Origin of the sequence: Rhodococcus sp. RS1C4 (assembly GCF_002258225.1) — a bacterium.
Lineage (GTDB): Bacteria > Actinomycetota > Actinomycetes > Mycobacteriales > Mycobacteriaceae > Rhodococcoides > Rhodococcoides fascians_E.
In genome coordinates this window covers 1-14,817 of record NZ_NOXZ01000016.1, presented here as the reverse complement: position 1 = coordinate 14,817, position 14,817 = coordinate 1, and the positions used below count along the sequence as shown (strand labels likewise).

Below are 14,817 nucleotides of genomic sequence, written 5' to 3'. Positions count from 1 at the left end.
GTCGACGGGGGACTTCGAGGTCGGCCAGTTCATCGATCTGAGCGGCGACTCGGGATTCTTCACCGTCGATTCCGACTGGCATTTCCGTGACGGTCAGGATTGGGCCTACGACACCCGCGGCACGGCGAAGAAGCTCAGTGTCGGGTGGCGCATCGCGTGGGAGCCGGCTGTGGTGGCGCCGGACATGGTGCCGGGTGGTTCGGTCCGGTACGTACGCACCGATGCAGCGCCGCCGTTGGTCTTCGATTCGGCTCGGAACGTGCTGATGAACGAGCGGACGATCAACGCCGTTCTGCTCGACCCTGCGCAGATGCCGGACCCAGCGGCGTCCACCGCGCAGCTCGCCGATGTCATCGACGTCGTCGCCCCTCTGATCACGTCGGACTCGCTGCTCACCGAGTTGGCGGCGACGCCGGGCAGTTCGGTGCTCGCCGTCAATCTGCGCGACGACGACTTCGCGGTGCTCGAGGATGATCTCAGGGCCATTCCCGGTGTTGTCATCACGCAGACGCCGAAGCTGATCGCGGGGGACCGCCGGATCACGTCGCCGCTGCTGGACTCGTTGCGCGACGCGTGGCAGCAGAACCGTGACGCGACGGCAGGTTGGGCCGTCGACGTCATCGGGCCCGACGGCACCTACGTTCGGCAGGCAGGCTTCCAGGGGCCTGCCGGTCCGGATCTGCAGTCGACGCTCGATCCGCAGGTCCAGCTCGCGGCCGAGGAAGCGGTGGTCAGTGCGCCGTCGGCGGCCTCGATCGTGGCCATCGCACCCTCGACCGGTGCGATAGTCGCCGCTGCCCAGAACAGTTATGCCAACGAGCAGGGCCAGATCGCGTTCTCGGCGATGTATCCCGTCGGATCGGCTGCCGATCTGCTGGCGGTCGACGATGTGGATCCGACGAGTCTCGGTTTCGGCGTCGATTATTCGATGCCGGGCCTGAACGCCTACACGGGGCAGTTCCCGTCGAGCAGCAGTTCCATCGATCGCTTCCGGAACGTCGGGAACACGCCGTCCGACGTCACGGTCACCCCGTTCGGTCTGGCCCAGATGGGTGCGGCCGTGGCGAGAGGCGGCGCGACGCTGCCGTCGATCGTGGCAGGTCAGACGGCGACCGCGAGCAAGGAGACGGCAGCGATTCCCGAGTCTGCGTTGCAGCGTCTTCGGGAAATCTTCCAGAACTCCGCGCAGGACGAGGGTTTTGCTGCCTACGACGGCTTGACCGGTTTCGCCGGCAATTCGGACGACGACCGTTGGTTCATCGGCACCCGAGGTGACCTGGCGTTCGCGGTGTACATCGAGGATGCGTACGGCACCGATCAGGCCGTGAAGATGGGCACACAGATGCTGACTGCATTGGACTCCGGCACCACCGAGTAGCTTTACCCTTCGTGACTCTGCTCGAATTCGGACTACTCGTCGTCGCCGGTTTCTTCGCCGGCCTCGTGGGTTTCGTGACCGGGTTGGCGTCACTGGTGTCCTATCCGGCGCTGTTGATGGCAGGCGTACCGCCGGTCGCCGCGAATGTCACCAACACGGTGGCGATGGTGGCGGTCGGAGTCGGGGCCACCACCAATGCGTCGAGCGAGATCGCCAAGGACGGAAAGAAACTCGTCCGATTCGCGGCGATCTCCGCTGCCGGTGGGCTCGCCGGTGCACTGTTGCTGCTGTTCGCGCCCGAGGATTCCTTCGAGGCCGTCGTGCCGTTTCTGGTCGCCTTCGCCGCAATCGCGCTGCTGGCTCAGCCGCGTATCCGGAAATTGGCTGCCGGAGGCGAATTCCCGCGTTTGTACCCCGTGTCGCTGTTCTTCGTGGCGATCTACGGGGGTTACTTCGGTGCAGGAGCGGGCGTGATCTTCCTGGCGCTGGCGTTGATCTGTACGTCCGATTCGATCTGGCGCGCAAGCATTCTGAAGAGTTTCTTTCTCGGCATAGCGAACGCAATCGCTGCTCTGGTCTTCGTGTTCTCCGGTGACGTGCACTGGCTCGCCGCGCTTGCCCTCGCCATCGGGGCGTTCGCCGGTGGCTACTGCGGACCCCCGGTGGTGAAAGTCATTCCGCCGACGGTGTTGCGGATCACCGTCGGCGTGCTCGGACTCGGCTTGGCCGCCTGGCTGTACCGGGGTTAGCGAACCCCGCTCATCATCTTCTTGATCCACGGCGTGAGGGCGACGAGGACGACACCGACGGCAATGGAAGCACCGCCGACCGTGTAGAAGAACGGATTCGGGTTGTCCTGATCGTAGTAACCCGCAAGCGTGCCTGCCATGGCCGAGCCGAGCGCGACGGACAGGAAGAACAGCGCGACCATCTGCGTGTGGAAGTTCTCCGGTGCGAGCTTCGTGGACAGCGAAAGCCCGACGGGCGAGAGGAAAAGCTCCGCGAACGTGAACAGCAACAGAATGCCGATGAGCGCCAGCAACGGCATGGATGCACCCGCGAGCGAGGGCACGAACGCCAGGAAAGCGAGACCCATGATGGACACGCCCGCTGCGAATTTCAGCGGCGTCGACGGCTGACGGTCACCCAGCTTGGTCCACACAGCCGCGAACACACCGGCGAAGATGATGATGAAGACCGGGTTGATCGACTGCACCCAGTTGGGTGGGAACTCCCAACCGAACAGGTTGCGGTCCAGCTTGGAATCCGCGATGAGCGGGACGGTCGTGAACTGCTGCTGGAACAGCGACCAGAACGCGGCGCTCGCGATGAACATCGGAATGAACGAGATGACGCGTCGGCGTTCGATCTTCGTGATCTGCTTGCTGGAGAGAATGATTGCGAAGTAACCGATCGCGGCGACGACGGTCACGCCCACCACCACGTCGGACAGGTTCGACGCGGTGAGTGCGCCGAAGATCGCGAGTAGTGCGACGGCAACGATCGCGACGACTGCGATTATCGCCCACCGTGCACGCTCGGCGCCGGGAAGCGGATTCGGAGGCGTGGCTCCGATGGTGCCGAGGTGCTTGCGGCCGAGGGTGTATTGAATCAGTCCGAGCGCCATACCGACTGCCGCCAAGCCGAATCCGGCATGGAATCCCGCGGTGTCCCACGCCAGACCGGTCAGCAGTGGGCCGACGAACGCGCCGAGATTGATGCCCATGTAGAAGAGCGAGAACCCGGCGTCTCGACGATTGTCGTGCTCGTCGTACAGATCGCCGACGAGGGACGTCGCGTTCGCCTTGAGGCCGCCGCTACCGAATGCGACGAGGACCAGACCCACTCCGACCCCGAGGAAACCGGGAAGAAGTGCCAGGGCGATGTGGCCGAGCATGATCAGGACGGCGCTGTAGAACAACGTGCGCTCCGAGCCGAGGAGCCTGTCCGCGATCCATGCGCCGAGGATGGTCGAGAGGTACACCGTTCCGCTGTAGGCGCCCACGATCGACGTCGCCGAACTCTCCGCAATTCCGAGTCCGCCGTCGGCCACCGAGTAGTACAGGTAGTAGATGAGGATGCCTTGCATCCCGTAGAACGAGAACCGCTCCCACATCTCCACGCCGAAGAGGTTCGCCAGCGCGAACGGCTGCCCGAAGAACGCTGTGTCTTGCTTGCTCTGAACATCGGCCATTAGTGAACTGTCCCATGCTCAGGCGGCGAATTGGGGGAGATACGGTCAGTTTTTCGGGGTCGGCAACAACTTCGCGAGTGCGCGCCACCCGAGCAGGAAAACAGCAAGCACCGTCGACGCGACGAGAACGAAGCTGAAGGCCGTTCCCTGCCCACTTATCACCCTGAGAATCATCCCGACGACGACCGTCGACACCCAGACGACGATGCCCGTCGGGACAATCAGATACGCGTCGAACTTGTCCCGATACAGCGCCCACGATGCAGCCCAGCCGACCGCGGCACCTGCCACGAACGGCCACGCCGTGTGCACGAGACCGGTGATGGCACCCGCCTCGTCATGGCTGCGCCGGCCGATCGCGCAGAACACGATCACGAGAATCAGATCGACGACGGCGGCGAAAATCGGGCTGCGCTTGGTCACCCACACAGAGTAAATGGGTCGTTCCTGCCGGCTCCACTCCCGTCCACATGGGTCGTTCCTGCCGGCTCCACTCCCGTCCACATGGGTCGTTCTTGCCGACATACGAGAGCACCGGGCGACCGAAGAGGTCACCCGGTGCTCAGGTGGAGAGAGGCGGGCTGCATCAAGCAGCGAGGCCTGCCTCGATCTCGAGGGTCAGTGCGATCTTGTCGCCGACGACTGCGCCGCCGCCTTCGAGGGGCATGTCGATGGAGATGCCGAAGTCGCGACGGTTGATGGTGGTGCTGGCCTCGAAGCCTGCGACCGGGCCTGCGCCCATTCCGGGGTTGACGCCGTTGAACTCGAGCTTCAGGTCGATGGACTTGGTGACACCGTGGAGGGTGAAGTCACCGGTGACCACGAAGTCGCCGCCGTCGGCCTTGACGGAGGTGGAGGTGAACGTAGCGGTGGGGTACTTCTCGACCTCGAAGAAGTCGGCCGTCTTGAGGTGGCCGTCGCGCTGCTCGTTGTCGGTGGTGATGGAGGTGACGTCGATTTCGGCGTTGACCGAGGGGGTGCCGTCCTCCGCGACCGTGATGGCGCCGGAGAAAGCCTGGAAGCGGCCGCGAACCTTGCTGACGACGAGGTGGCGTACCGAGAATCCGACGGTGGAGTGCGCCGGGTCGATGTTCCAGGTGCCTGCGGACAGTTCGGGCAATGCGATGGCGGTGGTCATGACAACTCCTGTTTGATTGAAGGTTCAACACGCATAGTACATAAGCGGACCGCGGTCCGCATCTATTCCCGGGAGACTTTTTCGATTCGTCGACCGGTATAGTTCGGCCGGTATAGTTATTGGATTGTTTCGGGAAGGCCCTACCGTGATCGAGATTCTGAACCCCAGCCAGGTCGCCCTGGCGCGCGAGACCGGCGCACTCGTCGGTGAGATCCTGCAGACCATGAAGAGCCGTAGCGTCGTCGGAACCAATCTGCTCGACATCGACCGGTGGACCAAGGAAATGATTCTCGGGGCAGGTGCCGAGTCCTGCTATGTCGACTACGCGCCGTCCTTCGGTAGCGGCCCGTTCGGTCACTACATCTGCACGGGCGTCAACGACGCTGTTCTGCACGGCCGCCCTCACGACTACACCCTCGCCGACGGCGACCTGCTCTCGCTCGACCTCGCGATCCTGCTCGGAGGTATCGCCGCGGACTCCGCCATCAGCTTCGTCGTCGGCGAGACGAAGCCCGCGGACAGCGTCGCGCTGATCGACGCCACCGAGCGCGCGTTGGCCGCCGGAATCGAGGCCGCGGGTCCGGGCGTGAAGATGGGCGACATCTCCCATGCCATCGGGTCGGTCCTCACCGGTGCCGGCTACAAGGTCAACACCGAATTCGGTGGGCACGGAATAGGTTCGACGATGCATCAGGATCCGCACGTCTCCAACAGTGGCCGCAAGGGCCGCGGCTACACGCTCAGGCCGGGTCTGCTGCTCGCCCTGGAGCCGTGGGTGATGGCCGATACCGACAAGTTGATCACCGACACCGACGGCTGGACGCTCAAGAGTTCCACCGGATGTCGCACCGCGCACAGCGAGCACACCATCGCCGTCACCGACGACGGAGTCGAAATCCTCACGCTCGCACGGTGATCAGGCAGGTTCCGGATCCGACCTGTCGATCTTCGGCTGGACGTCGAGGTGGAGGTTCCTGGCCTCCTGCTTCTCCAACGCGATGTCGTACCCCAGGTCCTCGTGCTGGTGTTTACGGAACAGCACGAGAAAGACGATCCAGCCGACGACGGCGACGAGGATGAAGCTGACGGCGCGGTAGACGAACGCCGCTGCCACGGCCTGCGACGCGCTGATCGACGCCGCGCTGGTCAGCAGCGCGATCAGGGTGGCGTCGACGATGACGAGTCCGCCGGGAGCAAGCGGCACCGACCCGACGGCCTTGGCGGCGGCGAACGCGAACAGCAACCCGGACAGGCGGGGATCTGCGCCGACGGCGAAGCACGCGAAACCGAGGCAGGCGACGTCGGCGAGACGATGCACCGCCGACCAGCCGAGCGTCAGGCCGGCGTCTCGCTTACCGAGCTGTACCGATTGAACCTGTTCGATGACCTCGTCGATCCGCTCCTGCCCGGCATCGGGAGGCTGATTGCGAAAGTCGTTCACCTTGTGCAGAACCCACCGCGCCGCACTGCGGATGGACCGAGGGTGCGCCGAGACGTACCGAACGGCAAGAACGATCGCCAGCACACCGGCGATCGGAAGCACCAGTGTGAAGGTGTTGACCGATCCGCCGACGAGCAACGCGCCCGCGACGCCGAGGACGGCCAGCCCGGCAGCGGCGATGACACCCGAAATCGCGAGCTGCCACGACGCGACGACGGGACTCGCACCCCAGCGTCGGGTCTGGCGGTACGTGAACGCCGTCGAGAACACCTGACCGGCGGGCAGCGTCAGAGACATCGCAGTGCTGCCGTAGATGACGGCGACGGACTTGGCCTGACGAACCCGCACACCGCCGGCCTGAAGCAACTGCTTCTGCACCCGCCCGAACGCGCTCAGCGACACGGCTTGGGTGAACACACACGCGGCGAGCCAACCCCAATGGATCTCGGTGAGCGCCTGCCAGGACTCGTGCAACCGCGGCCACAGATAAATGCCCTCGCCGACGAGCAGAGCGATCAACGCGACCCCGGCGATCCACTTCAGCCAGCGGAGGCGGTTTCTCCGGCCTCGGTTGCCTGCCTCAGGAGCGCCGGCCACATGCTCGGGTCTCGGTTCGGCCACCTTCACAGGGTAACCACACGAGTCGAACGTTCACGGGTGCTCCACGGGCCATGCGAGGTGGGTGAGGCGTCGTCTGCCGCGTAGTTGGACCTGATCTCCGAGCTCCCAGTGTTCCTGTTCCTCGTCACTTGCGAAGTACAGAGCGGACGTCGACGCCAGCACGCGGCCGGGCCGAAGTTTGGACAATTCGGTCAAACGAGATGCCTCGTTGACCGGGTCTCCGATGACGGTGTACTCGAAGCGTTCCTTAGCGCCGATGTTTCCTGCCACCGCAAGGCCGGCCGACACACCGATGCCGATGTCGAGTCCGACGATGTCGTCGAGGGCAAACCGCAGGTCACGTGCGGCAGCCAATGCTGCCGTCGGAGCGTCGGGCCGGTCCAGCGGCGCCCCGAAGATCGCGAGGGCGGCGTCGCCCATGAATTTGTTGACGAAACCGTGGTGCTGATCGATCACGTCGACCACCACACGGAAGAACTCGTTGAGAAGCTCGACGACTTCACCGGGTGGGCGCTCCGACGCCGTGGCCGTCGATCCGACCATGTCCACGAACAGCACCGCCACGAAGCGAGTTTCCCCGCCCAATTCGGTACCGAATTGCAATGCGCGTCGGGCCACGTCCTCGCCGACATGCTGACCGAACAGCTCCCGCAGCACTCGACGCTCGGCCGATTCCTCCATCATCCGGTTGAAGCCGACCTGCAGTCGACCGATCTCGCTGCCGTCGAACACGTCGACCTCGACGTCGTTGTCCCCACGCTGGACACGCTCGATCGCCCGGCGAAGCTGGCGAATGGGATCGGAGATCTGACTCGCCGTCAGCATCGACAGAATGAACGCCTGACCGATCGCCAGGACACTGAGCAGGATGATCGCCACCGCGAACGAATCGGTGGAGAACACCAGATCCGTCGTCAATTGCGTCGCGCACAGCAAGATGATGCCGATGACGGGCATCAACGTGCCCAAACCCCACGTCATCGCCATTCTGGTCCCGACGCCCGGCGTCATCGTCCGGTCGAATCGGCCCTCGCTGAGAGCCATCGCAGCCACCGGCCGCAGGATTCTCTCGCCGAGCATGTACGTGAAACCGAACGTCACCGTCGCCGCCATGACCACCGTGACGATCACCGCCACCGCCAGCGACGGCATCTCCGTCACCGTGAGCAGCACGAACAGGACGCCGCCGATGACCCACAGGACGAGATGCACGATCGCCTGTCGCAGCGGCGCATGCAGCGTCGCCATCTGCTCCTTGCGGTTCGGCGGGCCACCGCGCAACTGCCACCGAATCACACTCCGCAACGTCCGAGCTGCGTAATACAGACTCACCGCACCGGCTGCGACCAGATACGCCCCGAACACGTACACATTGCGAACACGATCCGCGACGATCGACTGCGACTCCTCGATGGGAAGCCCGTACCGCACGAACGCGAACACCAACACCGCGCCGAACAGATTCGACAGCAACATCGACAACATATAGAGAGGCCAGCGACTCTTCAGGGTGAGCGAGACCGCTCTCAAAGATGCCAGCACGGGTTAAATTTACCGGGTGACCGAACGCGAGCCGCAGGCAGAAGCGTCAAAGGTACTTCCCAGCCGTCCAGCACCCCCTCCAACAGCGGCCCCCTCCGGTCATTCCGCAGGCTCCACTCCTGGCCTATCTGGTCATTCCGCAGGCTCCACTCCTGGCCTATCTGGTCATTCCGCAGGCTCCACTCCTGGCCTATCTGGTCATTCCGCAGGCTCCACTCCTGCCGACTCGGTGCATCCCCTCGTCCGGATCGGCGCCGAATGGACCTGGCGTCTGCTGGTCATCTTCGCCGGCTTCATCACGTTCTGCTACGTCGTCGCACGGCTGGACACGGTGGTCATCCCCCTCGGCCTCGCGTTACTCGCGTCGGCGATGCTGCTCCCGCTCGTCGACTGGATGCAGCGACGCGGCGTGCCGAGGGCCGCGGCCGTCATGATCGTCATCATCGCGAGCATCGGCGTCGTCGCCGGGATCATGACGTTCGTCGTCGAGCAGTTCATCGAGGGGCTACCGCAGTTGGGTGACCAATTCACCACGTCGATCAACGACGTCCAGCGGTGGCTGGCCGACGGGCCCTTCCACATCTCGCAGGATCAGATCAGTCAGGCGAGCGAGAACCTCGTCAAGGTCATCCAGGACAACCAGGCCGCAGTGACGTCGGGCGCCTTGACCACTGCGACCGTCATCGGCGAAATCCTCACCGGCGCCGCGCTGACGCTGTTCATCCTGATCTTCTTTCTGTACGGCGGAGACCAGATCTGGGAATTCGTCACCAGACTCGCCCCCACCGGAGCGCGACGGCGGATCCGCCTCGCCGGCAGTCAAGGCTTCGGATCCCTCGTCGGATACGTGCGCGCGACGGTCGCCGTCGCCGCAGCCGACGCCATCGGAATCGGCGCGGGTCTGGCCATCCTCGGCGTACCGCTCGCACTTCCGTTGGCATCGCTCGTGTTCATCGGAGCGTTCATTCCGATCGTCGGTGCGTTCGTCACCGGATTCGTGGCCGTGTTCATCGCTTTGGTGACCAAGGGCTGGCTGACGGCGCTGATCACGCTGGGTATTGTCGTCGCCGTCATGCAGCTGGAAGGGCATGTGCTGCAACCGTTGCTGCTCGGCCGTGCAGTGCGATTGCACCCGCTCGCGGTGGTACTGGCCATCACCGTCGGCATTCTGCTGGCCGGAATCGTCGGTGGCCTGCTGGCCGTCCCCATCGTCGCCGTCCTCAACACTGCGGTTCGGTCGTTGCTCGCCGACGATCCCGACGAGGTCTACGAGGAACTGGAAGAACACGATCCAGGGGAGCCTCTGTTCCCGGCCGAGGCCGACAGCCCGCATCCCCACAATCGCGAACTCGACCCGGGCAGTCTGAGCACCCCGGATCTGTCGAAAGAGACCGGCTCGGAACGGAAGCCGACCGATGGGTGACGCTGTCACGCCGCTGTGGCGGGCCTCGCAGGCGTTTCGTCTGATCACGTTGATCTACGCGATCAGTTATCAGGTGGCCTCGATGTCCTACTACAGCAATGCTCGGCTGAGCTGGTTCTTCGTGGCGTTGATGGCGGTATGGACCGGTCTGTCCGCTGCGCTGCTGTCGAGGGCGACGCTCCCGCGGTGGAAGGTGGTACTCGCCGACCAGATCGTCGTGATCGGGCTGATGGCGTCGACTCGCCTCGTGTCGGAATACGAGTGGTACAGCACTCACCAAACCCTCCCAACCACGTTGTGGGCGACCAATGCGGTCATTTCGGCGGCAATCCTGTTCGGGCCCAAGGGCGGTATCGCGTCAGGCATCCTGTTGTCGGTGGTCAGTGCCGTGGTGCGCGATCAGATCGATCTGGATCTGTGGACCGATGCGACCGCACCGGTTCTGGTGTCCGTCGGTCTTGCGCTCGGGTTGGCGAGCAACACCGCCCATCGAGCGCACGCCGAACTCCAGCGCGCGGCCCGACTCGCGGCAATCACCGAGGAAAGAGAACGTCTCGCCCGGCAGGTGCACGACGGTGTGCTGCAGGTCCTCGCGCTCGTTCGCCGTCGTGGATCGGAAATCGGTGGTGTTGCAGGCGAACTCGCCGAGCTGGCGGGTGAGCAGGAAGTAGCGTTGCGAATGCTCATCTCCGAGCAGGGGGAGCCGAGCCGAGTCGACGCCACCCAGGCTGAAGTGGACTTGCGCAGCCTTCTTCGTCCCTACGGCAGCACCACTGTCTCGGTGTCCTCCCCGCCGGATCCGGTGTTGCTCGACAGGTCGGTGGCCGAGGAACTCTCCGCCGTCGTCGACACTGCACTGTCCAACGTCGCGCTTCATGCAGGCGAGCGTGCTCGAGCCTATGTCCTGCTTGAAGACGTCGACGACATGGTCATCGTCAGCGTGCGCGACGACGGCGACGGTATCGCCCCCGGCCGACTGGCGGCTGCGGAAGCCGAAGGGCGGATGGGCGTGTCGAAGTCGATACTGGGCAGGGTCTCGTCGATCGGCGGAACGGCTGTGCTGGACACCGACGTCGGCGTCGGAACCGAATGGGAGATCAAAGTGCCGAAACAGCGGAACGACCCGAAGGACAAACGATGACGCAGGAGCAGATCACCGTCATGGTCGTCGACGACCACCCCATGTGGCGCGACGGCGTCGCACGGGATCTGGAGGCCGCGGGATTCGACGTCGTCGCGACGGCGGACAGCGTCGGCGCCGCAGGAAGGCGGGCGAAGGCCACACAGCCCGACGTCGTGCTGATGGACATGCATCTGCCGGACGGAAATGGAGCAGATGCGACGAGCAAGGTCCTCGAGGGCTCGAAGAACAGCCGGATTCTGGTGTTGTCCGCATCGTCCGAACGGGAGGACGTACTCGACGCCATCAAAGCGGGTGCGACGGGGTACCTGGTCAAGAGCGCGTCCGCCGACGAACTGTACGAGGCCGTCCGTTCCACCGCTGCGGGGCAGGCGGTGTTCACGCCCGGACTCGCGGCGTTGGTTCTGGGTGAGTACCGGCGGATGTCGAGCGCGCCGGAGGGAGAACGAGACTCTCGCCCGACGTTGACCGAACGCGAGACCGAGGTTCTTCGTCTGGTCGCAAAAGGGTTGAGCTCCAAGCAGATCGCCACGAAGCTGACGCTCAGTCATCGAACCGTCGAGAATCATGTGCAGGCCACGTTGCGCAAGCTGCAACTCGCGAATCGAGTCGAATTGACGCGCTACGCGATCGAACAGGGTCTGTAGCCGAGTGTTTGCGTGCCCGCGCGGACGGGCACACCTGAACGCATGACCGATACCGACAAGCCCGTCGACACCACCGTCGATCCCACCGAGAAGACGCGCGGTCAGGATGCCGACACCGGGCAGAGCGCGAACGAGCGCGGACGCGCAATCGAAGAGTTCGACGAGCACATCGACGGATCCGGTGATTCACCGTCGTTCCCGACGCCCGATCCGGACGACGTGACGGACACTCCGACGGACCCGAAGACCACCACCCGCACCGAGTGACGCCCAGGCTGGGCAGGCGGAAGTCCTGGCCAGCCTGTTCAGCGCCGGACGAGGCGCCCGATGGCGCACCGCGCGTACGGCAGGTACGGGAGCACGAAGGCCGGCGGTCCGTCCAGGGTCAGCCAGGTGCGGCTCCCGTCCGGTCGCGACGCTACCCCGTGGGTGAGCGTCAGCCCCAGCTTGCGATTCTTGAACCAGACTTTGGACGTCCACGTCCAGCCCGCTTCGTCTACATCGGTCACCTCGAAGTCGAGTCGAAGCCACAGTGGGCCTTCGAGCCGGCCGAACGACTGTGTGCACACGCGCGACATGGAGTATTCAACGGACACGATCTGCGTTGCCCACGACGACCACTGGCGTGGGTCCATGTACCGCTCCCACACCGCACCGGCTCTCGCCTCCCCAACGGCATCGATCGTGATCTCCATCTCCACGAATTTACCCGGGGATTCGCCGAGAAAAACGTGGTGAGCGGTCTATTTGGCGGTTAGGCAGTGCGGGGAAGGTCGTTGTCCGGACTCCCGACGTTCAGAGTCCTCCTACTTGCCGTTCTCCCACTCGTCGACGAGCAGTCACGGCGCGTGGTCACACTCGACGCAGTGCGCATCGTGCAGCTTGCGAACTTCTACGGATCGCGTTCCGGCGGTCTGCGAACCGCCGTGGATCAACTGGGTGCGGGCTACACGGCGGCCGGCCACGAGGTGATTCTGGTCGTGCCAGGAGAGCGAGCGACCGAGACGATCCTGCCGTCGGGGGTTCTGCGCATCACCCGCCCTGCAGGCAAGATCCCCTTCACCGGTGGCTATCGCGCGGTCAATCCTCGATCCACAGCCGGACTCCTGAGTGCGCTGCGTCCCGACGTCGTCGAGGTGTCGGACCGCCTCACGCTGAGAGGGATGGGGAAGTGGGCAGCCCGGCGCGGAGTTCGAAGCGTGATGATCTCCCACGAGCGCCTCGATCGCCTACTCGGGCAGATGGTGCCCGACGCGACGGCACGAGCACTCGCCGACGTCGCGAACCGTCGCACAGTCGAGACGTACGACGCCGTCGTGTGCACCACCGCTTTTGCGCGACGCGAGTTCGAGCGCATCGGCGCCACCAACGTCTCGCAGGTTCCACTCGGCGTCGACCTCGACATGTTTCATCCGGGCCGACGCGTCGGCGATTCCGCGTCGCCCTGGCATCGGGGCTCTGGCCGACTGCTCGTCCACTGCGGTCGATTGTCGGTGGAGAAACGAGTGGACCGCAGCATAGATTCGGTTGCTGCGCTTCACCATTCCGGATTCGATGTCCGGTTGGTGATCGCAGGCGACGGACCGAGGCGCGCCGGGCTCGAACGGAGAGCCCGAGGGCTCCCCATCGAGTTCCTCGGATTCGTCGACGGGCGTGAGGAACTCGCCGCCCTGCTCGCGTCGGCGGATGTCGCGGTGGCGCCGGGCCCGCACGAGACATTCGGGCTGGCCGCACTCGAATCGCTTGCCACCGGAACCCCCGTCGTCGTATCGAGGTCGTCCGCGCTGGCCGACATCGTGACCACCGACTGCGGTGGGCGCTTCGACGACACCGCAGACGGATTGGCGACGGAACTGTCGAGGGTGTTCGACCTACCCGCTCCAGCCCGACGGACGGCGTCGCGGGCCAGGGCGGAGCAGTTCGGCTGGCCGCTGTCGGTGGCGGGGATGCTGAGCGTGCTCGAATCCGCATGATGGCCAGGTTCGGCGTCGACACCTATCCTGGAACGCATGGAGGCGAGGGATCTACGAGTGTCCGACGCAGAGAAGGAGCATGTGGGTCAGCTCCTGCAGCGCGCAGTAGGGCAGGGCATGCTGTCACTGGGCGAATTCACCGAGCGGATGGACACGGCGCTGGCCGCCAAGACCCGCGGTGAACTGAACTCCGTCCTCGCCGACCTACCTGGCATGCAAATCGCCGAGGAGCACCGCCCGCCCAGTCCCACTCCATACAACGCCGTCCCGGCGCCTGCCTATCAACCGCCGACGCATTCGCCCTGGCAGGGGCACGCAGGAAACGCTCACGGCGGTCCGGGCGACGTGGTGCGCGGAACGATGTCCACGGTGTCGCGCAAAGGGCCGTGGCACGTGCCGCCGAAGTTGTCGATCCAGAGCAAGATGTCGACGATCACGCTCGATTTCACACAGGCGATCATGTCGACCCAGGTGGTCGAGGTGACCGTCGACGATTACTGCAGCACAATCTCTCTCGTTGTCCCCGAGGAGGCGACGGTCGACCTCAACGGCCTCGACACCGTGGGCGGCAGCGCCAACAACAAGGTCCGCACCGGCCCGCCCATCGGCCGATTGCACGTTGTCGTGCGCGGCAAAGTCCGCTTCGGCTCCGTCACCGCCAAACACCCACTCGGAACGTCGTTCCGACGGATGTTCGGACACTGATCGCGCTTCGGGGTGAATCTCAGGGTCGACCCCGATTGACGACGCCCGTACCTGGCGAAACGATGAAGTGATGCAGATCCAACAAGTGTGGCCATTACTGGCAGTCCGTACGCGATCGTGGTTGATCGAACACAACGGTGAGCCGCTCGACCCGTATGTTCAAGCCGAACTTCTCTCCGTCGCGGGAGATTCGCCCGACCCGGCGTGGTGGGCCGGGCATTCTTCGGCAGATCAGTCGGAACTGACCGACGCCGCCGTCGACTGGATCGAGTCGGTGGCAAACGACGAATTGGATTGATCGACCGTAAGTTTCAGGCTGTTGCTCGATCAGCTGTGTCGTCCGGTTCGCTCGAGTTCGCGGTCGATCGAAGTATCCAGCAACTCCGGCGGTATGGGAACGTGTGTTCGAAAACTTGTCGGTGGGTCTGGTTATGGTGGTGTCATGCTCATGGTGGATGAGGGTTCGGGGATAGCAGTCGGTGACTCGGCGGTCGGTGACGCGGCGGTCGGTGACTCGGCGGTCGACAGTACGGGGTCGGTGTTGCCGATCGAGGCGGCGTATCTGGCTCAGGTGGTGGCGACGTTGGAGCGTCAGGTGGAGATTCTGAGTCGGA

Annotated in this window: 16 protein-coding genes; 10 read left to right on the top strand and 6 right to left on the bottom strand. The window is 64.5% G+C overall.

Annotated features, from left to right (window positions below; genetic code table 11):
- Together CH289_RS06700 and CH289_RS06695 are read left to right on the top strand one after the other, a co-directional pair.
- The coding region (locus tag CH289_RS06700) for a penicillin-binding protein 2 (RefSeq protein WP_094727618.1) at positions 1 to 1,378 on the top strand (1,378 nt) is incomplete at its 5' end.
- A gap of 11 nt (positions 1,379 to 1,389) precedes the next feature.
- Positions 1,390 to 2,127 carry a sulfite exporter TauE/SafE family protein gene (locus tag CH289_RS06695; protein WP_020112342.1) on the top strand — a complete coding sequence of 246 codons (738 nt, stop codon included), beginning with the start codon at positions 1,390 to 1,392 and terminating at the stop codon, positions 2,125 to 2,127.
- Here the strand turns inward: CH289_RS06695 and CH289_RS06690 are convergent.
- The 3 genes from CH289_RS06690 to CH289_RS06680 form a co-directional block, all read right to left on the bottom strand.
- Positions 2,124 to 3,572: a peptide MFS transporter gene (locus CH289_RS06690; RefSeq protein WP_094727617.1), complete on the bottom strand. Its 1,449-nt coding sequence runs from the start codon at positions 3,570 to 3,572 to the stop codon at positions 2,124 to 2,126. The genes CH289_RS06695 and CH289_RS06690 overlap by 4 nt on opposite strands.
- A gap of 45 nt (positions 3,573 to 3,617) precedes the next feature.
- Positions 3,618 to 4,001 (bottom strand): DUF3054 domain-containing protein, encoded by a 384-nt coding sequence (locus CH289_RS06685; protein WP_094620583.1) that lies wholly within the window; start codon positions 3,999 to 4,001, stop codon positions 3,618 to 3,620.
- 157 nt (positions 4,002 to 4,158) lie between these two features.
- Positions 4,159 to 4,710 (bottom strand): YceI family protein, encoded by a 552-nt coding sequence (locus CH289_RS06680; protein ID WP_019667830.1) that lies wholly within the window; start codon positions 4,708 to 4,710, stop codon positions 4,159 to 4,161.
- 145 nt (positions 4,711 to 4,855) lie between these two features.
- Between CH289_RS06680 and map the strand changes: the two genes are divergently transcribed.
- On the top strand, positions 4,856 to 5,626 hold the full coding sequence (map, locus tag CH289_RS06675) for a type I methionyl aminopeptidase (RefSeq protein ID WP_020112339.1): 771 nt from the start codon (positions 4,856 to 4,858) through the stop codon (positions 5,624 to 5,626).
- Here map and CH289_RS06670 read toward each other — a convergent pair whose 3' ends face one another.
- Together CH289_RS06670 and CH289_RS06665 are read right to left on the bottom strand one after the other, a co-directional pair.
- The gene (locus tag CH289_RS06670) at positions 5,627 to 6,772 is read right to left on the bottom strand and encodes a lysylphosphatidylglycerol synthase transmembrane domain-containing protein (protein ID WP_462052396.1); all 1,146 of its coding nucleotides are present in this window, start codon (positions 6,770 to 6,772) and stop codon (positions 5,627 to 5,629) included. It abuts the gene before it with no gap.
- A gap of 30 nt (positions 6,773 to 6,802) precedes the next feature.
- Positions 6,803 to 8,257, bottom strand: a complete 1,455-nt coding sequence (locus CH289_RS06665) for an adenylate/guanylate cyclase domain-containing protein (RefSeq protein ID WP_019667833.1) — start codon at positions 8,255 to 8,257, stop codon at positions 6,803 to 6,805.
- A gap of 286 nt (positions 8,258 to 8,543) precedes the next feature.
- Here CH289_RS06665 and CH289_RS06660 point away from each other — a divergent pair, with 286 nt between their 5' ends.
- Genes CH289_RS06660 through CH289_RS06645 form a run of 4 tightly spaced genes read left to right on the top strand, consistent with a single transcriptional unit; the run spans position 8,544 to position 11,792 of the window.
- Positions 8,544 to 9,737: an AI-2E family transporter gene (locus tag CH289_RS06660; protein WP_094727615.1), complete on the top strand. Its 1,194-nt coding sequence runs from the start codon at positions 8,544 to 8,546 to the stop codon at positions 9,735 to 9,737.
- Positions 9,730 to 10,878 (top strand): MacS family sensor histidine kinase, encoded by a 1,149-nt coding sequence (macS, locus tag CH289_RS06655; protein WP_094727614.1) that lies wholly within the window; start codon positions 9,730 to 9,732, stop codon positions 10,876 to 10,878. Before CH289_RS06660 ends, macS begins: the two co-directional genes overlap by 8 nt.
- Entirely contained in the window at positions 10,875 to 11,525 is a 651-nt protein-coding gene (locus CH289_RS06650; protein ID WP_020112333.1) for a response regulator, read from the top strand. The genes macS and CH289_RS06650 overlap by 4 nt, the downstream gene beginning before the upstream one ends.
- Before the next feature lie 42 nt (positions 11,526 to 11,567).
- Entirely contained in the window at positions 11,568 to 11,792 is a 225-nt protein-coding gene (locus tag CH289_RS06645) for an autophagy-related protein 2 (RefSeq protein ID WP_230594016.1), read from the top strand.
- 38 nt (positions 11,793 to 11,830) lie between these two features.
- Here CH289_RS06645 and CH289_RS06640 read toward each other — a convergent pair whose 3' ends face one another.
- Positions 11,831 to 12,220, bottom strand: coding sequence for an SRPBCC family protein (locus CH289_RS06640; protein WP_033190293.1), 390 nt, complete (start codon positions 12,218 to 12,220; stop codon positions 11,831 to 11,833).
- 171 nt (positions 12,221 to 12,391) lie between these two features.
- Between CH289_RS06640 and CH289_RS06635 the strand changes: the two genes are divergently transcribed.
- The 3 genes from CH289_RS06635 to CH289_RS06625 all read left to right on the top strand — a co-directional run bounded on the left by CH289_RS06635 (position 12,392) and on the right by CH289_RS06625 (position 14,501).
- Positions 12,392 to 13,498 (top strand): glycosyltransferase, encoded by a 1,107-nt coding sequence (locus tag CH289_RS06635; RefSeq protein WP_218828457.1) that lies wholly within the window; start codon positions 12,392 to 12,394, stop codon positions 13,496 to 13,498.
- A gap of 36 nt (positions 13,499 to 13,534) precedes the next feature.
- A complete protein-coding gene (locus CH289_RS06630; RefSeq protein WP_019667840.1) occupies positions 13,535 to 14,203 on the top strand; it encodes a DUF1707 SHOCT-like domain-containing protein in 669 nt (222 codons plus the stop codon).
- Positions 14,204 to 14,273: 70 nt separating this feature from the next.
- Positions 14,274 to 14,501: a hypothetical protein gene (locus CH289_RS06625; protein ID WP_033190291.1), complete on the top strand. Its 228-nt coding sequence runs from the start codon at positions 14,274 to 14,276 to the stop codon at positions 14,499 to 14,501.
- Positions 14,502 to 14,817 lie beyond the last annotated feature (316 nt).